Here is a 19295-nt window from a genome sequence, read left to right on the forward strand (position 1 = left end):
GACAACCCGTCTCGCAGGCTGGGAGTCCGCTGACCTGGGGTCACGGCCGTGGTCGGTACGACGATAGCGCCTGAAGCCGAGCGATTCGCCACATTCCGCGGGTTTCCGTGGCCGAGCCGTCGCCCAGCCTCGCTTCCTTCGGGGCGAGCTTCTCAGCGCAGCCGCGGGTCGACCAGGTCCCAGACGGTGTCGGCGAGGGCTTCCTTGGGGCCGTGCGGCACCGGCGTCTCGGCGCCGTCGGCGGCCAGTACGACGGCCTCGTTCTCCTCCGAGCCGAATGTCCTGCCCTCCCCCACCTCATTGACGACGAGCAGGTCACAGCCCTTGCGGCGCAGCTTTTCGCGGCCGTTGGCGAGGACGTTGTCGGTCTCCGCGGCGAAGCCGACGATCACCTGGCCGGGGCGGGCGCGGTCGGCCGAGATCTCGGCGAGGATGTCGGGATTGCGCACCAGCGGGACGGTCGGCGCCTCGACGCCGTCCTTCTTCTTGATCTTTCCCTCGGCGTACGCGGCGGGGCGGAAGTCGGCGACCGCGGCCGCCATGACCACGGCGTCGGCGTCCGCGGCGGCCTTGAGTACGGCTTCGCGGAGCTGCACCGCCGTACCGACGTGGACGACGTCGACGCCGGCGGGGTCCGGCAGCCCGGTGTTCGCCTCGACGAGCGTGACCCTGGCGCCGCGGGCGGCGGCCGTGCGGGCCAGTGCGTAGCCCTGCTTCCCGGAGGAGCGGTTGCCCAGGTAGCGGACCGGGTCGAGAGGTTCGCGGGTGCCGCCGGCGCTGACGACGACATGCCGTCCGGCCAGGTCGGGCGCCTGGACACCACGGGCGAGGACCCGCCGGCAGATCTCGAAGATCTCGTCCGGGTCGGGCAGCCTGCCCTTGCCCGTGTCGACGCCGGTGAGCCGGCCGACGGCGGGTTCGACGACGACGGCCCCGCGGCGGCGCAGCGTGGCGACGTTCTCCTGCGTGGCGGGGTGCTCCCACATCTCGGTGTGCATGGCCGGGGCGAACACGACCGGGCAGCGGGCGGTGAGGAGGGTGTTGGTCAGCAGGTCGTCGGCGAGGCCGTGGGCGGCCTTGGCGAGCATGTCGGCGGTGGCGGGGGCGACCACGACGAGGTCGGCGTGCTGCCCGATGCGTACGTGCGGCACCTCGTGGACGTCGGACCACACCTCGGTGGAGACGGGATGGCCGGACAGCGCCGACCATGTCGCCGCGCCGACGAAGTGCAGGGCCGACGCGGTCGGCACGACCCGGACGTCATGAGCGGACTCGGTCAGTCTGCGCAGCAGTTCGCACGCCTTGTAGGCGGCGATGCCGCCGCTGACTCCGAGAACGACCTTCGGCCTGTTCGCCGCCCGGCCCACTGCCTGATCCACTGCGTCTCCCCGCACTCGGCTATTCCTTCATGACACACCACAGGCCCGGCAGCTGCTGCGCCGGGCCTGTGGTGAAGGACTTCTCGCGACTACTGCGCCGGGCCCTCGATGGCCTCGGACGTCAGCAGACCCGCGTTGATCTCGCGCAGGGCGATCGAGAGCGGCTTCTCGTGGACGTGGGTGTCCACCAGCGGCCCGACGTACTCGAGCAGGCCCTCACCGAGCTGCGAGTAGTACGCGTTGATCTGACGGGCACGCTTGGCCGCGTAGATCACGAGGCTGTACTTCGAGTCGGTGGCCTCGAGCAGCTCGTCGATCGGAGGGTTGATGATGCCCTCGGGCGCGGTGATGGAAGAGGACACGCTATGCCTTCCGAAGAACTTGCAGAAAGATCGGACAAAAGATCAAACAACTGCCATCAAGGCTAGCAGCTCACGCGCCACGTCCTCGACGGAGGTGTTGACCAGGGTGGTGTCGAACTCCGACTCGGCCGCCAGTTCCACCCTGGCGACGGCGAGACGGCGCTCGATGACCTCGGGGGACTCGGTGCCGCGGCCGGTGAGGCGGCGGACCAGTTCCTCCCAGCTCGGCGGGGCCAGGAAGACCAGCTGCGCCTGAGGCATGGACTCCTTGACCTGACGGGCGCCCTGGAGATCGATCTCCAGCAGCACGGGCTCGCCCGCCTCGATGCGGTCGAGGACCGCACGGCGGGGCGTGCCGTAGCGGTTGCCCGCGAACTCGGCCCACTCCAGCAGCTCGCCGTTGGCGACCAGCTTGTCGAACTCCTCGTCACCGACGAAGAAGTACTGGACGCCGTGCTTCTCGCCGGGGCGCGGCTTCCGGGTCGTTGCCGACACCGAGAGCCAGACGTCGGGGTGGACCTTGCGCATATGAGCGACGACCGTGCTCTTGCCGACCCCGGAGGGGCCGGAGAGCACGGTCAGCCGCGGACGTACCTCTGCTGCCATGCAGCGATTATCCAGCTTCTCGGGAGTGCCCGGGAACGTCAGGCGGCGCCACCGCCGAACTCGCGCTCCAGGGAGGCGATCTGGTTGGAGCCGAGACCTCGCACCCGGCGGCTCTCGGAGATGCCGAGCCTTTCCATGATCTGCTTGGCGCGGACCTTGCCCACGCCCGGCAGGGACTCGAGGAGGGCGGAGACCTTCATCTTGCCGATGACGTCGTTCTCCTGGCCCTGCTTGATGACCTCGTGGAGCGAGGCGCCGGAGTGCTTGAGTCGATTCTTGACCTCGGCCCGCTCCCGGCGAGCCGCGGCGGCCTTTTCGAGCGCGGCTGCGCGCTGTTCAGGGGTAAGGGGCGGAAGAGCCACGCCTACGTCACCTCGGATGTCGAACTGTCGGATACGGACCGGTGAGGAACCTAGTCGCCCCACACCAGGCGAGCAACGAGCAACGCAGTGCGTCTGCCCTGCACGTTCTCTCTCCGACGGAGACTAGCGGCCATGACCGCTCCAGTCAGCGAGAACAGACGAAAAGTCCTGGTCAGCATCGACCGACCAGGACATTTCCGGCATATCGACCGGGTTTTGCGTGAAGAAAATGTCAAGGCAGCCTCCGGCAGGACCCTGACTCCGCTCCGGCACCGCTCCGCCACCCGTCAGCCGCCGGTGCGCCGCCGGTCCCGCGCGGGTCCCGCACCGGTCCGCGGACGCCGCTACGCGCCCGCCACGGCCTCGCGCACCTCGTCGGCGAACCGTTCCGCCGCCGACCGCAGCCCCGCCACATCCGGTCCCTGCCTCAGGACGCCGCGGCTCACGCTCGGCACCACGTTGCGCACCGCCGCGCCGAAGACCCGCGGGAGGTCGGCCGGCGTCGCGCCCTGCGCCCCGATACCGGGGGCGAGCAGCGGTCCGTTGATGTCGAGATCCGCGCCGGCGTCCCCGAGGGTCGCGCCCACGACGGCGCCGACCGGGCCGAGGGGCTGCGCGCCCGCGTTCTCGGCGGCCATGTGGTCGAGCATCACCTGGGCCAGCGACCTGCCGCCGGCCGCAGTGGAGCGCTGGACCTCCGCACCCTCCGGGTTGGAGGTGAGCGCGAGGACGAAGACACCGCAGCCGCTCAGCACGGCCTGGTCCAGCGCGGGCCGCAGAGAGCCGAAGCCCAGGTACGGGGAGACCGTGACCGCGTCGGAGAAGAGCGGGGAGTCCTTGCGCAGGTACGTCTCTGCGTACGCGCCCATGGTGGAGCCGATGTCGCCGCGCTTGGCGTCCATCAGCACCAGCGCACCGGCCGCGCGCGCCTCCGCCACCGCCTTCTCCAGCACGGCGATGCCGCGCGACCCGAAGCGCTCGAAGAACGCCGACTGCGGCTTGAGCACGGCGACCCGGTCGGCCAGCGCCTCGACCGTCGTGCGGGTGAACCGTTCCAGACCGGCCACGTCGTCGTTCAGGCCCCACGCGGTGAGCAGCGAGGCGTGCGGGTCGATGCCGACGCACAGCGGGCCACGGGTGTCCATGGCGTGGCGCAGCCGTGCGCCGAAGGTCTCAGGGAGGGTCATGCGCGGGTGGCCTTTCGCGTCTCGGCGCCGACGGCCTCGGCGAGGGTGGCGTACGGGCTCGCCGCGAGGCGCGCGGCGAGGCCCTTGTGGATGGCGCGGGCGTAGAACGGGCCCTCGTAGATGAAGGCGCTGTAGCCCTGGACGAGGGTGGCGCCGGCGAGGATGCGCTGCCAGGCGTCCTCTGCGGTCTCGACGCCGCCGACGCCGACGAGGGTGATGCGGTCGCCGACACGGGCGTAGAGGCGGCGCAGGACCTCCAGGGAGCGTTCCTTGACCGGCGCGCCCGACAGGCCGCCGGTCTCGCTCGTGAGGTGTGCCGGGGACTTCAGGCCCTCGCGGGCGATGGTGGTGTTGGTGGCGATGATGCCGTCCAGGCCCAGCTCCAGGGCGAGGTCGGCGACGGCGTCGACGTCCTCGTCGGCGAGGTCGGGCGCGATCTTGACGAGCAACGGCACGCGGCGGCCGGTGACCGTGCGGTCGGCGGCCTCGCGGACGGCGGTCAGCAGCGGGCGCAGCGACTCGGTGGCCTGGAGGTTGCGAAGGCCCGGGGTGTTCGGCGAGGAGACGTTGACGACGAGGTAGTCGGCGTGGACGGCGAGGCGCTCGGTGGAGGTGACGTAGTCCCCGACCGCTTCCTCCTCCGGGACGACCTTGGTCTTGCCGATGTTGACGCCGACGACCGTACGGAAGATCTCACGGCGGGCGGCGAGCCGTTCGGCGACTGCCGCCGAGCCGTCGTTGTTGAAGCCCATGCGGTTGATCAGGGCACGGTCAGCGACCAGCCGGAAGAGGCGCTTTGGGGGGTTGCCGGGCTGCGGTCGAGCGGTGACCGTGCCGATCTCGACGTGGTCGAAGCCGAGCATCGCCATGCCGTCGATCGCGACGGCGTTCTTGTCGAAGCCGGCCGCGAGCCCGAAGGGGCCGTGCATCCGCAGGCCGAGCGCCTCGGTGCGCAGTTCCTTGTGGCGGGGTGCGAGCACGGCGGCGACGAAGGTGCGCAGCACGGGGACGCGGACCGCGAGCCGGATCCAGCGGAAGGCGAGGTGGTGGGCCTGCTCCGGGTCCATCCGCTTGAAGACCAGGTGGAAGAAGAACTTGTACATGGGAAGTGGTGTCCTCATGAGGAGGGGGACACCGTTTCCGGTGTCCCCCTCGTGGTGGCTAGTCGCGGGCCGCGGTCAGGTGCTGTGCGTGTTCCTGCAGGGAACGGACGCCGACGTTGCCTTGGTTGAGTGCGTCGATGCCCTGGACGGCGGCGGCGAGCGCCTGCACCGTCGTCAGGCACGGGACGCCGCGCGCGACGGCTGCGGTGCGGATGTCGTAGCCGTCGAGGCGGCCGCCGGTGCCGTAGGGGGTGTTGACGATGAGGTCGACCTCCCCGTCGTGGATCAGCTGGACGATGGTCTTCTCGCCGTTCGGGCCCTCGCCCTCGGACTGCTTGCGCACGACGGTCGCGTTGAGGCCGTTGCGCTTGAGGACCTCGGCGGTGCCGGAGGTGGCCAGCAGCTCGAAGCCGTGGGCGACCAGTTCGCGGGCCGGGAAGATCATCGAGCGCTTGTCGCGGTTGGCGACGGAGACGAACGCGCGGCCCTTGGTCGGCAGCGGGCCGTACGCGCCGGCCTGCGACTTGGCGTACGCCGTGCCGAAGACCGTGTCGATGCCCATGACCTCGCCGGTGGAGCGCATCTCCGGGCCCAGCACGGTGTCCACACCGCGGCCGTGGACGTCCCGGAAGCGGGACCACGGCATGACGGCCTCCTTGACGGAGATCGGCGCGTCGAGCGGCAGCGTGCCGCCGTCACCGGTCTTCGGCAGCAGGCCCTCCTCGCGCAGTTCGGCGACGGTGGCGCCGAGCGAGATACGGGCGGCGGCCTTCGCCAGCGGCACCGCGGTCGCCTTCGAGGTGAAGGGGACGGTGCGGGAGGCGCGCGGGTTGGCCTCCAGCACGTAGAGGATGTCGCCGGCCATCGCGAACTGGATGTTGATCAGTCCGCGGACGCCGACGCCCTTGGCGATGGCCTCGGTGGAGGCGCGCAGGCGCTTGATGTCGAAGCCGCCGAGCGTGATCGGGGGCAGGGCGCACGCCGAGTCGCCGGAGTGGATGCCGGCCTCCTCGATGTGCTCCATGACGCCCCCGAGGTAGAGCTCGTGGCCGTCGTAGAGCGCGTCGACGTCGATCTCGATGGCGTCGTCGAGGAAGCGGTCGACGAGGACGGGGCGGGTCGGGGAGATCTCGGTGGACTCGGCGATGTACGCCTCGAGGCGCGCCTCGTCGTAGACGATCTCCATGCCGCGGCCGCCGAGCACGTACGACGGGCGGACCAGGACCGGGTAGCCGATCTCGTCGGCGATGGCCTTGGCGCCGGCGAAGGTGGTGGCGGTGCCGTGCTTCGGCGCGGGCAGCCCTGCCTCGGCGAGCACCTGGCCGAACGCGCCGCGGTCCTCCGCGGCGTGGATGGCCTCCGGCGGGGTGCCGACGACCGGGACGCCGTTGTCCTTCAGCGCCTGGGCCAGGCCCAGCGGGGTCTGGCCGCCGAGCTGCACGACGACACCGGCGATCGGGCCGGCCAGCGACTCGGCGTGCACGATCTCGAGCACGTCCTCGAGCGTCAGCGGCTCGAAGTACAGGCGGTCGGAGGTGTCGTAGTCGGTGGAGACCGTCTCCGGGTTGCAGTTGACCATCACGGTCTCGTACCCGGCGTCGTGCAGCGCGAAGGAGGCGTGGACGCAGGAGTAGTCGAACTCGATTCCCTGGCCGATGCGGTTCGGCCCGGAGCCGAGGATGATCACGGCGGACTTGGAGCGCGGCGCGACCTCGGACTCCTCGTCGTAGGACGAGTAGAAGTACGGGGTGCGGGCGGCGAACTCGGCCGCGCAGGTGTCGACCGTCTTGTAGACCGGGCGGATGCCGAGGGCGTGCCGGACCTCGCGCACGACGTCCTCGCGCAGCCCGCGGATCTCGGCGATCTGGGCGTCGGAGAAGCCGTGGCGCTTGGCGTCCGCGAGCAGCTCCGGGTGGAGTTTCTCGGCGGCGGCGAGCTCGTCCGCGTGCTCCTTGATCAGGAACAGCTGGTCGGTGAACCAGGGGTCGATCTTCGTCGCCTCGAAGACCTCCTCGGGCGTGGCGCCCGCGCGGATGGCCTGCATGACGGTGTTGATCCGGCCGTCCGTGGGGCGCACGGCCTCGCGCAGCAGCTCGTCCTTGTCCCCCGGCTCACCGGTGAAGGAGAACTGGCTGCCCTTCTTCTCCAGGGAGCGCAGAGCCTTCTGCAGCGCCTCGGTGAAGTTGCGGCCGATGGCCATGGCCTCGCCGACCGACTTCATGGTGGTGGTGAGGGTGGCGTCCGCCTGCGGGAACTTCTCGAAGGCGAATCGGGGGGCCTTCACGACCACGTAGTCGAGGGTCGGCTCGAAGGAGGCGGGCGTCTTCTCGGTGATGTCGTTCGGGATCTCGTCCAGCGTGTAGCCGACGGCGAGCTTCGCGGCGATCTTGGCGATCGGGAAGCCGGTGGCCTTGGACGCGAGCGCGGAGGACCGGGAGACGCGCGGGTTCATCTCGATGACGATGATCCGGCCGTCGTCCGGGTTCACCGCGAACTGGATGTTGCAGCCGCCGGTGTCGACGCCGACCTCGCGGATGATCGCGATGCCGATGTCGCGCAGCCGCTGGTACTCGCGGTCGGTGAGCGTCATCGCCGGGGCGACCGTGATCGAGTCGCCGGTGTGGACGCCCATCGGGTCGAAGTTCTCGATGGAGCAGACGACCACGACGTTGTCGTGGTTGTCGCGCATGAGCTCCAGCTCGTACTCCTTCCAGCCGAGGATGGACTCCTCCAGGAGCACCTCGGTGGTCGGCGACAGGGTCAGGCCCTGGCCGGCGATGCGGCGCAGCTCGTCCTCGTCGTGGGCGAAGCCGGAACCGGCGCCGCCCATCGTGAAGGAGGGACGGACGACGACGGGGTATCCGCCGAGCGTCTCGACGCCGCCCAGGACGTCGTCCATGGAGTGGCAGATGACCGAGCGGGCGGACTCGCCGTGCCCGATCTTCTCCCGGACGGCCTCCACGACCTCCTTGAAGAGGTCGCGGTCCTCGCCCTTGTTGATGGCCTCGACATTGGCGCCGATCAGCTCGACGCCGTACTTCTCCAGCACACCCTGCTCGTGCATGGAGATGGCGGTGTTGAGCGCGGTCTGGCCGCCGAGGGTGGGCAGCAGCGCGTCGGGGCGCTCCTTGGCGATGATCTTCTCGACGAACTCCGGGGTGATCGGCTCGACGTACGTGGCGTCGGCGATCTCCGGGTCGGTCATGATCGTCGCCGGGTTGGAGTTGACCAGGATGACGCGCAGACCCTCGGACTTGAGGACGCGGCACGCCTGGGTACCGGAGTAGTCGAACTCGGCGGCCTGGCCGATGACGATCGGGCCGGAGCCGATGACCAGGACGGACTGGATATCGGTGCGCTTAGGCACGCTCGGCCTCCATCAGGGATACGAAGCGGTCGAAGAGGTACGCGGCGTCGTGCGGGCCGGCGGCCGCCTCGGGGTGGTACTGGACGCTGAAGGCCGGCTGGTCGAGCAGCTGGAGGCCCTCCACCACGTTGTCGTTGAGGCAGACGTGGGAGACCTCGGCGCGGCCGTACGGCGTGTCGGAGACCTTGTCGAGCGGGGCCTCGACGGCGAATCCGTGGTTGTGCGCGGTGACCTCGACCTTGCCGGTCGTGCGGTCCTGCACGGGCTGGTTGATGCCGCGGTGGCCGTACTTCAGCTTGTACGTGCCGAAGCCGAGGGCGCGGCCGAGCAGCTGGTTGCCGAAGCAGATGCCGAACAGCGGGGTCCTGCGCTCCAGCACCGCCTTGATGACGGTCAGGTCGGCGGTGGCGGGGTCGCCGGGGCCGTTGGAGAGGAAGACGCCGTCGGGGTTCACGGCGTACACCTCCTCGGCGGTGGCGGTGGAGGGCAGGACGTGGACCTCGATGCCGCGCTCGGCCATCCGGTGCGGGGTCATGCCCTTGATGCCGAGGTCGAGGGCGGCGACGGTGAACTTCTTCTCGCCGATCGCCGGGACGACGTACGCCTCGGTGGTGGCGACCTCAAAGGAGAGGTCGGCGCCCTTCATCTCGGGGGCCTGCTGGACCCGGGCGAGCAGTGCGGCGTCGTCGGCCAGTGCCTCGCCGGAGAAGATGCCGACGCGCATCGCGCCGCGCTCACGCAGGTGGCGGGTGAGGGCGCGGGTGTCGATGCCGCTGATGCCGACGATGCCCTGGGACTCCAGTTCGTCGTCGAGCGTGCGGCGCGAGCGCCAGTTCGAGGGGATGCGGGCGGGGTCGCGTACGACGTACCCGGCGACCCAGATCTTCCTCGACTCGTCGTCCTCGTCGTTGACGCCGGTGTTGCCGACGTGCGGCGCGGTCATCACGACCACCTGGCGGTGGTACGAGGGGTCGGTGAGGGTCTCCTGGTAGCCGGTCATGCCGGTGTTGAACACCGCCTCGCCGAAGGTCTCCCCCACGGCCCCGTAGGCACGGCCGCGGAACGTGCGGCCGTCCTCCAGGACGAGTACGGCGGGAGCTTGTGCGGCTCCCCGGGTGGAGATCGTCATCGTGCGGTGCCTTCCGTCGTGTTGATCATGTTGTTGAGGGTCTCGACCCACTCGCTCTGCTCGGCCGCGTGGTCGGAGCGGAAGCCGGAGTCGATCAGCTTGCCGCCGTGCGCCCAGGTGACGATCAGCAGACCGCCCTCGGCGAGGACCTTGCCGGCGATGCCCTTGTCGAGCCGGGCCTCGCGCAGCGCCGCCGCCGGTACGAAGAAGTCCTGCGCACCGGGACGCTCCACCGCCAGTCCCGCGTCGGTGAGCGTGAGCTCGGCGCGGCTGCGGGTCCCGAGCCCGTGGGCGACGATCCGGTCGAGCCACTGCCCGGCGGTGGTGGAGCCGTGGTAGCGGCCGGTCATCGTCAGTTTCGCGTCACTGGGCGCGGTCGGCGCAGTGGGCAGCTCGGGCAGGTCGGACTGCAGCGAGCCGCGCCACTTCCAGCCCTGGCGCATCAGCCAGTAGACGAACGCGATGAACAGCAGCAGGCCGACGACCCAGCCGATGCGCGCGGCCCAGTCGGTCACCTCCGCCGACTTCTGTTCCACGGCCATGGTGATGAGTGCAGGTGTCACGCCAGCTTCCCGTCCACGAGCGTCGCCCGGCCCCGCAGGAAGGTGTGGGTGACGCGTCCCGGCAGCTCGCGGCCCTCGTAGGGGGTGTTGCGGCTGCGGGAGGCGAAGCCCGCGGGGTCCACCTCACCACGGTATGCCGGATCGACCAGGGTGAGGTTCGCGGGCTCACCAGCCGAGACGGGCCGACCGTGTCCCTTGGCCTGTCCGATCTGCGCGGGCTTGAACGACATCCGGTCGGCGACGCCCGCCCAGTCGAGCAGACCGGTCTCGACCATCGTCTGCTGGACGACGGAGAGCGCCGTCTCCAGGCCGACCATGCCCATGGCGGCCGCGGCCCACTCGCAGTCCTTGTCCTCGTGCGGGTGCGGGGCGTGGTCGGTGGCGACGATGTCGATCGTGCCGTCGGCGAGGGCCTCGCGCAGGGCCATGACGTCCCGCTCGGTGCGCAGCGGCGGGTTGACCTTGTAGACCGGGTTGTAGGAGCGGACCAGCTCGTCGGTGAGGAGCAGGTGGTGCGGGGTTACCTCGGCGGTGACGTCGATGCCGCGGGACTTGGCCCAGCGCACGATCTCGACGGAGCCGGCGGTGGAGAGGTGGCAGATGTGGACCCGGGAGCCGACGTGCTCGGCGAGCAGCACGTCGCGCGCGATGATCGACTCCTCGGCGACGGCGGGCCAGCCGCCGAGCCCGAGCTCGGCGGAGACGATGCCCTCGTTCATCTGGGCGCCCTCGGTGAGCCGCGGCTCCTGGGCGTGCTGGGCGACGACACCGCCGAACGCCTTCACGTACTCCAGCGCCCGGCGCATCATCACGGCGTCGTCGACGCACTTGCCGTCGTCGGAGAAGACGGTTACGCCGGCCGCGGACTCGTGCATGGCGCCGAGTTCGGCGAGCTTCTTGCCCTCGAGGCCCACGGTGACGGCGCCGATGGGCTGGACGTCGCAGTAACCGGACTCCTTGCCGAGCCGGTAGACCTGCTCGACGACACCGGCGGTGTCGGCGACGGGGAAGGTGTTGGCCATGGCGAACACGGCCGTGTAGCCGCCGCTCGCGGCGGCGCGGGTGCCGGTGAGGACGGTCTCGGAGTCCTCCCGGCCGGGCTCGCGCAGGTGGGTGTGCAGGTCGACGAGGCCCGGCAGCAGGATCTGTCCCTGGGCCTCGATCACGGTCGCACCCTCGGCCTCGAGGCCGGTGCCGACCCGGGCGACGGTGCCGTCCTCGATCAGGACGTCCTGGGCCTCGCCGCCGAGTACCTTCGCACCGCGGATCAGGGTCTTGCTCATGGTCTTACTTCTCCTCGGTACGGGTGGTGGGGGCGTCGGATTCGTTGCCGCCGAGCAGCAGGTACAGCACGGCCATGCGGATGGAGACGCCGTTGGCGACCTGCTCGACGACCGTGCAGCGGTCGGAGTCGGCGACCTCGGCGGTGATCTCCATGCCGCGGACCATCGGGCCGGGGTGCATCACGATCGCGTGCCCCGGCATCTTCGCCATCCGCTCGCCGTCCAGGCCGTAGCGCCGTGAGTACTCGCGCTCGGTCGGGAAGAAGGCGGCGTTCATCCGCTCGCGCTGGACGCGCAGCATCATCACGGCGTCGGATTTGGTGAGGGTGGAGTCCAGGTCGTACGAGACCTCGCAGGGCCAGGTCTGAACGCCGACGGGCACCAGGGTCGGCGGGGCGACGAGGGTGACCTCGGCGCCGAGGGTGTGCAGCAGGTCGACGTTGGAGCGGGCGACCCGGCTGTGCAGCACGTCGCCGACGATCGTGATGCGCCGGCCGGCCAGGTCCTGGCCGATCCCGGCGTCCTTGCCGACGAGGCGGCGGCGCATGGTGAAGGCGTCGAGCAGGGCCTGCGTGGGGTGCTGGTGGGTGCCGTCGCCGGCGTTGATGACGGGCGCGTCGATCCAGCCGGAGTTGGCGAGGCGGTAGGGGGCGCCGGACGCCCCGTGCCGGATGACGACGGCGTCGACGCCCATCGCCTCCAGCGTCTGCGCCGTGTCCTTGAGGGACTCGCCCTTGGAAACGCTCGAGCCTTTGGCGGCGAAGTTGATGACGTCGGCGGAGAGGCGCTTCTCCGCCGCTTCGAAGGAGATCCGGGTCCGGGTGGAGTCCTCGAAGAAGAGGTTGCACACGGTGCGGCCGCGCAGGGCCGGCAGCTTCTTGATCGGCCGGTCGGCGACCCGGGCCATCTCCTCAGCGGTGTCGAGGATGAGGACGGCTTCGTCGCGGGTGAGGTCGGCGGCCGAGATGAGGTGGCGCATCATCGGGGGTTTTCTCCAGGTCTGTGGAGGTTTTCGAGACATGCGGGCGCACGGAAGGGCACGCCGTACGAAGGGGTGGGCCGTACGGGGGTGCTACCGCTCGCCGGCCGCGGTCTCTCTCACGCCGAGCAGCACGGTGTCGCGACCGTCCTCCTCGTCGAGCAGGACCTTGACCGTCTCCCGCAGCGACGTTGGGAGGTTCTTGCCGACGTAGTCGGCACGGATGGGCAGCTCGCGGTGGCCGCGGTCGACCAGGACGGCGAGCTGCACGGCCCGGGGGCGGCCGAGGTCGCCGAGGGCGTCGAGGGCCGCACGGATGGTGCGGCCGGAGAAGAGGACGTCGTCGACGAGGACGACGAGACGGCCGTCGATGCCGTCGCCGGGGATCTCGGTGCGGGCCAGCGCGCGGGCGGGCTTGAGCCGCAGATCGTCCCGGTACATGGTGATGTCGAGCGAGCCCACCGGGATCTTCCGCCCGGTGATGCCCTGAAGCTTTTCGGCCAGCCTGCGGGCCAGGCAGACACCGCGGGTGGGAATGCCGAGGAGAACCACGTCGTCGGCGCCCTTGGCGCGCTCGACGATCTCGTGGGCGATGCGGGTCAGTACCCGCGCGATGTCGGGGCCCTCGAGAACGGGCCGGGCGGCATCGGAACTGCTGGAAGCGTCCATGAAAAAGGACCTCCTTCTCCGCCTCACGGGACGGACCTTAAAGGACGTCGGAATTGCGCCGTCCACGTTACCAGGGCTTGATGGGTGTATTGATCCGCGTCGGCCGGCCGCTGGCCGAAACCGGTCCGGACCATTCGGCTTGACTCATCCAAGTCACGCTGCGTAACCTCACAGTGAGTTACCAGTCGCGCGGCGGAGCCGCACGTTGTCACAGCGTCCGGGGAGCTATATGTCCAGCGAATACGCAAAGCAGCTCGGGGCCAAGCTCCGCGCCATCCGCACCCAGCAGGGGCTGTCCCTCCATGGTGTCGAGGAGAAGTCCCAGGGCCGCTGGAAGGCCGTCGTCGTCGGCTCGTACGAGCGCGGCGACCGTGCCGTGACGGTGCAGCGCCTCGCCGAGCTGGCGGACTTCTACGGCGTCCCGGTCCAGGAGCTGCTCCCGGGCACGACGCCGGGCGGGGCCGCCGAGCCGCCGCCGAAGCTCGTCCTCGACCTCGAGCGCCTGGCCCACGTCCCCCAGGAGAAGGCCGGCCCGCTGCAGCGGTACGCGGCGACGATCCAGTCGCAGCGCGGGGACTACAACGGCAAGGTGCTGTCGATCCGCCAGGACGACCTGCGCACCCTGGCCGTGATCTACGACCAGTCGCCGTCGGTGCTGACCGAGCAGCTCATCAGCTGGGGCGTGCTGGACGCGGACGCGCGCCGTGCGGTCGCGCACGAGGAGAGCTGACCGCGGCTGAGCAGAAAAAACGTCACGCCGGAGGGCGGGACCGGTCCGGACCGGTCCCGCCCTCCGGCGTCCCCGCCCGCTCCCTCACACGTCCGGGCAGACGTCAGGCCCGGGGCGGAAGACCATGGTCTTCCGCCCCGGGCCTGATGCAACCGGTACCGGCTCGCGTCAGTCGCGGCGCAGGCTCGGCTTGAGGTCCTTGAAACGGCCCAGCAGGCCGTTCACGAACGCCGGGGACTCGTCCGTGGAGAACTCCTTGGCGAGCTGGACCGCCTCGTCGATCACCACCGCGTCCGGAGTCTCGTCCTTCCAGACCAGCTCGTAGGCCCCGAGCCGGAGGATGTTCCGGTCGACGACCGGCATGCGGTCGATCGTCCAGCCGACGGCGTAGGTGGCGATGAGCTCGTCGATACGGTCCGCGTGCTCCGCGTACCCCTCGACGAGGTCCATCGTGTACTCGGCGACCGGCGGCTGCCGCTCGTCGGTACGGGCGTGCCGGACCCAGTCCGCGAGGACGCTCTGCACGGACGCCCCGCGCTGGTCGGCCTCGAAGAGGATCTGGAAGGCGCGCTTGCGGGCCTTGTTACGGGCAGCCACGGTTAGCTGTTCACCCGGCCGAGGTAGTCGCCGGAACGGGTGTCGACCTTGATCTTCTCGCCCGTCGTGATGAAGAGCGGGACCTGGATCTCGTAGCCGGTCTCGAGGGTGGCCGGCTTGGAGCCACCGGTGGAACGGTCACCCTGCACGCCGGGCTCGGTGTGCTGGATGGTCAGCTCGACGGCGGCCGGCAGCTCCACGTAGAGCACCTCGCCCTCGTGCTGGGCGACGCTGGCGGTGAAGCCCTCGACGAGGAAGTTCGCGGCGTCGCCGACCTGCTTGCGGTCGACCATCAGCTGGTCGTACGTCTGCATGTCCATGAAGACGAAGTACTCGCCGTCCATGTACGAGAACTGCATGTCGCGCCGGTCGACGGTGGCCGTCTCGACCTTCACGCCGGCGTTGAAGGTCTTGTCGACGACCTTGCCGGAGAGCACGTTCTTGAGCTTGGTGCGCACGAAGGCAGGGCCCTTGCCGGGCTTGACGTGCTGGAACTCGACGACGGACCAGAGCTGGCCTCCGTCGAGCTTGAGCACCATGCCGTTCTTGAGGTCGTTCGTGGAAGCCACGGTTGCGGAATCTCCTGGACTGACGCTGGGTGGACGACCAAGGCTTTCGCACCGCAGCTCGGCTACAGCGCGAGCAGCTCCTTGGTCGTGATGGTGAGTAGCTCGGGTCCGCCGTCCGCCTCCTGGCGCACGACGAGCGTGTCATCGATCCGGACCCCGCCCCGGCCCGGGAGGTGGACCCCCGGTTCGACGGTGACCGGCACACAAGCGTCCAGTTTACCCATGGCCGCAGGGGCGAGCTGCGGGTCCTCGTCGATTTCGAGCCCGACACCGTGGCCCGTACGCCGCGCGAGCTCCTCCCCGTGGCCCGCGGCGTCCAGGATCTGCCGGGCCGCGTGATCGACCTCCCGGTACGCGGTCCCGGGCACCAGGGCCTCCCGGCCGGCCCGCTGAGCGGCGAAGACGAGATCGTACAGCTCGATCTGCCAGCCGGCCGGGGACGTGCCGATCACAAAGGTCCGGCCGATCTCGCAGCGGTAGCCGCGGTAGTTCGCGCCGAGGCACACGGAGAGGAAATCCCCCTCCTCGACCCGGCGGTCGCCCGGACGGTGGTCCACGCGGCCCGAGTTGGGACCGGTGGCGACGGAGGTCGCGAACGCGGGGCCGTCGGCGCCGTGGTCGACGAGCCGGCGCTCCAGCTCGAGGGCGAGATGCCGCTCGGTGCGGCCCACCAGGATGGACTCCAGCAGCTCGCCGAGGGCCTGGTCGGTGATCTCGGCCGCGATCCGCAGACAGGCGATCTCGTCCTCGTCCTTGACGATCCGCTGCTGCTCGACCGCGAGCCCCAGATCGGCGAGGCGCAGGCGGGGTGCGACGGAGCCGAGCGCGCGGTGTCTGGCGACGGTCAGATGGTGCTCCTCGACCGCGAGCGACTCCACACCGTCCGTGCGTGCCAGCTCCGCGGCCGCGACCGCGGCGTCGCCCGCGGACGTCGGCAGTACGACGAGCCGCAGCCCGTCGTCCGGCCGGCCGTCGGCGGGGTCGCCGGCGGCGGGCGTGCGGGGGCAGAGCAGCACGTCGTCGTCGGGCCCGAGGAGCAGTACGGCGCCGGGCGGGGCGCCGCCCGCGAGATAGCGGACGTTGGCGGGCCGGGAGATCAGGGCTGCCGCGCTGCCGGTCGCGGCACAGCGGTCCCGCAGTAGGCCGCGGCGGACGCCATACACCTCAGACATTCTCCGAGCGTACGAGTGCGGGGGGCCGGGGGCCCGGTGACACGGCCGAGCGGCTCCGCCACGTGGGTCGCGGGCGCGGGTCGCCGTGCGGGCGGGCGCGGCGCCTGCGGCGGGGAGGGGAGAAGGCTCCGCGCAGCGGGCACCGCACGGTCCCTACCAGCTCGGCGGGCTCGCGATCGCCCGTGCCAGGACGTCGTCCAGCACCCGCGCCGTCGTCTCCACGTCGTACTTCGAGTTGTCGATGATCGGCAGGCCCGATCCGTACCACCCGGCCATCCGGCCGTGGATGCCGGCGACCTCCTCGTCGGACAGGCGGCGGTTGCCGCTGCGCTCCGCGTTGCGCTCGAGGACGATCTCGAGGCCGGGCAGGAGCACCACGGGCAGCAGACCGGGGCCGACGTGGCGCTTCCAGCCGCCGAGGCCGACGGCGGGGCGGTCGGGAAAGACGGCGTCGTCGAGGATGCAGGAGATGCCGTTCGCCAGGAAGTTGCGGGCGGCGAAGCCGCAGGTGCGGCGGGCGAGGCGGTACTGGGCCTCGGAGTTGTCGTTCCAGCCCGACTGGGGATCGGCGAAGCCAGAGCAGACCCATTCGCGTACGTCGTCGAGGCTGATGTGCGCCGTGGGCACCCGGCGGTTGTTGGCCCAGTGGCGTGCCACCGTGGTCTTGCCCGCTCCGGCCGGGCCGATGAGCAGCACGGCCAGCATGGCCGCGCCCGTGCCGCTGTCCGCCGGGGGCGGGGCGGGTATGGGAACGGGCCCGCCGGGCGGGAGCTGGACGTGGCCGGTCGACTCACGCGGAGGCTGCTGCGACGGCGCCGGTCCGGTCCAGCCGGGAGGCGGCGGCCCTGCGGGGGCCCCGGGCGGCGCGGAGGGCGGTGGGGGACCGGCCGGGGCCGCGGGCGGCGGTGGCGGCCCCGGGGGCAGACCCGGGCCGGGGCCCGGGTGCTGTGCGCTGTGTATCCATCCGGCCGGTCCCTGCCCCGGTCCGTGGGGCGGCGGCAGCGGAGCCCCCACTGCGTCCTGCATCCGGTGCCACTCCGTCTCGTGCGACTGACGCTTGATCGGACGGCCGATGGCCGTCGCGCTACCGAACGGTACCTTCCTGGTGCCGCTCGGATGTGCCGCCGGCCCGGCCGCCGTAGCGTCAACGGCCGGGAACGGCGTGAAGTGCCCTCGTGCAGGGCGGCCCGGCACGGGGCGGTTCAGCCGCCGAGCTCCTCCGCCAGCGCGCGCAGCGCGAGCCGGTAGGAGCCGATGCCGAAGCCGGCGACCGTGCCGCTGGCCACCGCCGCGACGACCGACGTGTGGCGGAAGGTCTCGCGGGTGTACGGGTTCGAGATGTGGACCTCGATGAGCGGGGCGGTGCGCTGGGCGGCGGCGTCGCGCATCCCGTACGAGTAGTGCGTGAAGGCACCGGGATTGAGAACGACCGGAATCGAACCGTCCGCCGCCTCGTGCAGCCAGCGGATCATCTCCCCCTCGTCGTTCGTCTCCCGGACGTCCACGTCGAAGCCGAGCTCCTTGCCCAGCGCCCGGCAGGTGTCGACCAGACCGGCGTAGGAGGTCGCTCCGTAGACGTCGGGCTCACGGGAGCCCAGGCGTCCGAGGTTCGGCCCGTTGAGCACCAGCACCCGGCGGCTCATGCGGAGACCTCGCCGTAGGCCGCCAGCAGCACCGCAGGGTCGGGGCCCTCCAGCACGGTCGGCTTGCCGAGGCCGTCGAGGACGATGAAGCGCAGCACGTTGCCGCGGGACTTCTTGTCGACCTTCATGGTCTCGAGCAGCTTGGGCCACTGGTCGCCCCGGTAGGTGAGCGGCAGTCCGACGGACTCCAGCACGGCGCGGTGGCGGTCGGCGGTGGCGTCGTCCAGCCGTCCCGCCAAGCGGCCGAGTTCGGCGGCGAAGACCATGCCGACGGAGACGGCCGCGCCGTGCCGCCACTTGTAGCGCTCGTTCTTCTCGATGGCGTGGGCGAGGGTGTGCCCGTAGTTGAGGATCTCGCGGAGGCCGGACTCCTTGAGGTCGCTGGAGACGACGTCGGCCTTCACCTGGATGGAGCGCACGATCAGCTCCGCGGTGTGCGGCCCCGCGGGCGTACGGGCGCCCTGCGGGTCGGCCTCGACGAGGTCGAGGATGACCGGGTCGGCGATGAAGCCGGCCTTGATGATCTCCGCCATGCCGCTGACGTAGTCGTTGACCGGCAGCGAGTCCAGCGCGGCGAGGTCGCACAGCACACCGGCCGGCGGGTGGAAGGCGCCGACGAGGTTCTTGCCCTCCGCGGTGTTGATGCCGGTCTTGCCGCCGACGGCGGCGTCGACCATGCCGAGCACGGTGGTGGGCACGGCGATCCAGCGCACGCCGCGCAGCCAGGTCGCCGCGACGAAACCCGCGAGATCGGTCGTGGCGCCGCCGCCGACGCCGACGACGACGTCGGTGCGGGTGAACCCGGTCTGGCCGAGCGCCTTCCAGCAGTAGGCCGCGACCTCGGCGGTCTTGGCCTCCTCCGCGTTCGGCACCTGGATCGCGACGGCCTCGTAGCCCTGGCCGGCGAGGTCCGCGCGCAGCGCCTCACCGGTCTCCGCGAGCGCCTCCGGGTGGATGACGGCCACCCGCTGGGCCCTCGTCCCGATCAGGCCCGGCAGTTCGCCGAGCAGCTGCCGGCCGACCAGTACCTCGTACGGGTCGGAGCCGGCCGTGCCGCCGACCTGGATACGGGTCATTGCCTGGTCAGTCATGCGTCCTTCAGCTCCAGTGCGTCGAGGACCGCCTGCGCGACCTCTTCGGGGGTGCGGTCGTCGGTGGCCACGACCACGCGGGCGACGTCGGTGTACAGGTGGCGGCGGGCGTCCATCAGCTCGCGCCACTGGCGGCGCGGGTTGACGGCGAGCAGCGGCCTGGCGGTGTTGAGGCCGACGCGCTTCACCGCCTCCTCCACCTCCATCGAGAGGTAGGCGACGGGCAGGCCCGCGAGCAGTGCACGCGTGCCGTCGTCGAGGATCGCGCCGCCGCCGAGGGCGAGTACGCCCGTGTGCTCGGCGACGGCCGTCCGCACGGCCGCACGTTCGAGGGCGCGGAAGTGGGCCTCCCCCTCCTCGACGAAGATGTCGGAGATCTCGCGTCCCTCTGCGGCGACGATGTCGGCGTCGGTGTCCCGGAAGGCCACGCCCAGCCGGTCGGCGAGCAGTTCGCCGACCGTGGACTTGCCCGAGCCCATCGGCCCGATCAGGACGATCTGCGGC

The 19295-nt window shown here is 71.0% G+C and carries 20 protein-coding genes; 1 reads left to right on the top strand and 19 read right to left on the bottom strand.

The genetic code is table 11. The features are described 5' to 3' along the window. Window positions 1–152: 152 nt before the first annotated feature. From coaBC to pyrR, 12 genes are all read right to left on the bottom strand, one after another. On the bottom strand, window positions 153–1394 hold the full coding sequence (coaBC, locus tag OGH68_RS06025; protein ID WP_413470941.1) for a bifunctional phosphopantothenoylcysteine decarboxylase/phosphopantothenate--cysteine ligase CoaBC: 1242 nt from the start codon (window positions 1392–1394) through the stop codon (window positions 153–155). Window positions 1395–1468: 74 nt separating this feature from the next. Further along, entirely contained in the window at window positions 1469–1741 is a 273-nt protein-coding gene (gene rpoZ, locus OGH68_RS06030) for a DNA-directed RNA polymerase subunit omega (protein WP_005319902.1), read from the bottom strand. A 42-nt stretch (window positions 1742–1783) separates the two neighbouring features. After that, a complete protein-coding gene (gmk, locus tag OGH68_RS06035; protein WP_264242274.1) occupies window positions 1784–2347 on the bottom strand; it encodes a guanylate kinase in 564 nt (187 codons plus the stop codon). Window positions 2348–2385: 38 nt separating this feature from the next. Further along, window positions 2386–2709, bottom strand: coding sequence for an integration host factor (locus OGH68_RS06040; protein ID WP_005319887.1), 324 nt, complete (start codon window positions 2707–2709; stop codon window positions 2386–2388). A gap of 344 nt (window positions 2710–3053) precedes the next feature. Continuing rightward, entirely contained in the window at window positions 3054–3896 is an 843-nt protein-coding gene (gene pyrF / locus OGH68_RS06045) for an orotidine-5'-phosphate decarboxylase (protein ID WP_264242275.1), read from the bottom strand. After that, window positions 3893–4999 carry a quinone-dependent dihydroorotate dehydrogenase gene (locus tag OGH68_RS06050; protein ID WP_264242276.1) on the bottom strand — a complete coding sequence of 369 codons (1107 nt, stop codon included), beginning with the start codon at window positions 4997–4999 and terminating at the stop codon, window positions 3893–3895. Before OGH68_RS06050 ends, pyrF begins: the two co-directional genes overlap by 4 nt. A gap of 58 nt (window positions 5000–5057) precedes the next feature. Continuing rightward, entirely contained in the window at window positions 5058–8366 is a 3309-nt protein-coding gene (gene carB, locus OGH68_RS06055; RefSeq protein ID WP_264242277.1) for a carbamoyl-phosphate synthase large subunit, read from the bottom strand. Beyond that, window positions 8359–9495, bottom strand: coding sequence for a glutamine-hydrolyzing carbamoyl-phosphate synthase small subunit (carA, locus tag OGH68_RS06060; protein WP_264242278.1), 1137 nt, complete (start codon window positions 9493–9495; stop codon window positions 8359–8361). Before carA ends, carB begins: the two co-directional genes overlap by 8 nt. Then, window positions 9492–10037, bottom strand: a complete 546-nt coding sequence (locus tag OGH68_RS06065) for a hypothetical protein (protein ID WP_413471088.1) — start codon at window positions 10035–10037, stop codon at window positions 9492–9494. The genes carA and OGH68_RS06065 overlap by 4 nt, the downstream gene beginning before the upstream one ends. Window positions 10038–10054: 17 nt before the next feature. Continuing rightward, window positions 10055–11341 (bottom strand): dihydroorotase, encoded by a 1287-nt coding sequence (locus OGH68_RS06070; RefSeq protein WP_264242281.1) that lies wholly within the window; start codon window positions 11339–11341, stop codon window positions 10055–10057. A 4-nt stretch (window positions 11342–11345) separates the two neighbouring features. Then, the gene (locus OGH68_RS06075) at window positions 11346–12323 is read right to left on the bottom strand and encodes an aspartate carbamoyltransferase catalytic subunit (protein WP_264242282.1); all 978 of its coding nucleotides are present in this window, start codon (window positions 12321–12323) and stop codon (window positions 11346–11348) included. Window positions 12324–12413: 90 nt separating this feature from the next. Beyond that, window positions 12414–12989, bottom strand: a complete 576-nt coding sequence (gene pyrR, locus OGH68_RS06080; RefSeq protein ID WP_264242283.1) for a bifunctional pyr operon transcriptional regulator/uracil phosphoribosyltransferase PyrR — start codon at window positions 12987–12989, stop codon at window positions 12414–12416. A 229-nt stretch (window positions 12990–13218) separates the two neighbouring features. Between pyrR and bldD the strand changes: the two genes are divergently transcribed. Beyond that, the gene (gene bldD / locus OGH68_RS06085) at window positions 13219–13719 is read left to right on the top strand and encodes a transcriptional regulator BldD (RefSeq protein ID WP_005319862.1); all 501 of its coding nucleotides are present in this window, start codon (window positions 13219–13221) and stop codon (window positions 13717–13719) included. 168 nt (window positions 13720–13887) lie between these two features. Here bldD and nusB read toward each other — a convergent pair whose 3' ends face one another. The 7 genes from nusB to OGH68_RS06120 all read right to left on the bottom strand — a co-directional run bounded on the left by nusB (window position 13888) and on the right by OGH68_RS06120 (window position 19270). Beyond that, complete coding sequence (nusB, locus tag OGH68_RS06090; protein ID WP_264242284.1) at window positions 13888–14316, bottom strand: transcription antitermination factor NusB; 429 nt, start codon at window positions 14314–14316, stop codon at window positions 13888–13890. A gap of 2 nt (window positions 14317–14318) precedes the next feature. Next, window positions 14319–14885 (bottom strand): elongation factor P, encoded by a 567-nt coding sequence (gene efp / locus OGH68_RS06095; protein ID WP_264242285.1) that lies wholly within the window; start codon window positions 14883–14885, stop codon window positions 14319–14321. Between the two features lie 62 nt (window positions 14886–14947). Further along, complete coding sequence (locus tag OGH68_RS06100; protein WP_264242286.1) at window positions 14948–16057, bottom strand: aminopeptidase P family protein; 1110 nt, start codon at window positions 16055–16057, stop codon at window positions 14948–14950. 153 nt (window positions 16058–16210) lie between these two features. Beyond that, window positions 16211–17083, bottom strand: coding sequence for an ATP-binding protein (locus OGH68_RS06105; protein WP_264242287.1), 873 nt, complete (start codon window positions 17081–17083; stop codon window positions 16211–16213). Between the two features lie 176 nt (window positions 17084–17259). Then, a complete protein-coding gene (locus OGH68_RS06110) occupies window positions 17260–17700 on the bottom strand; it encodes a type II 3-dehydroquinate dehydratase (protein ID WP_264242288.1) in 441 nt (146 codons plus the stop codon). Further along, window positions 17697–18791 (bottom strand): 3-dehydroquinate synthase, encoded by a 1095-nt coding sequence (gene aroB / locus OGH68_RS06115; protein ID WP_264242289.1) that lies wholly within the window; start codon window positions 18789–18791, stop codon window positions 17697–17699. The genes OGH68_RS06110 and aroB overlap by 4 nt, the downstream gene beginning before the upstream one ends. Then, a complete protein-coding gene (locus OGH68_RS06120) occupies window positions 18788–19270 on the bottom strand; it encodes a shikimate kinase (protein ID WP_264249929.1) in 483 nt (160 codons plus the stop codon). Before OGH68_RS06120 ends, aroB begins: the two co-directional genes overlap by 4 nt. Window positions 19271–19295: the final 25 nt, after the last annotated feature.

This window comes from Streptomyces peucetius, from assembly GCF_025854275.1.
Lineage (GTDB): Bacteria > Actinomycetota > Actinomycetes > Streptomycetales > Streptomycetaceae > Streptomyces > Streptomyces peucetius_A.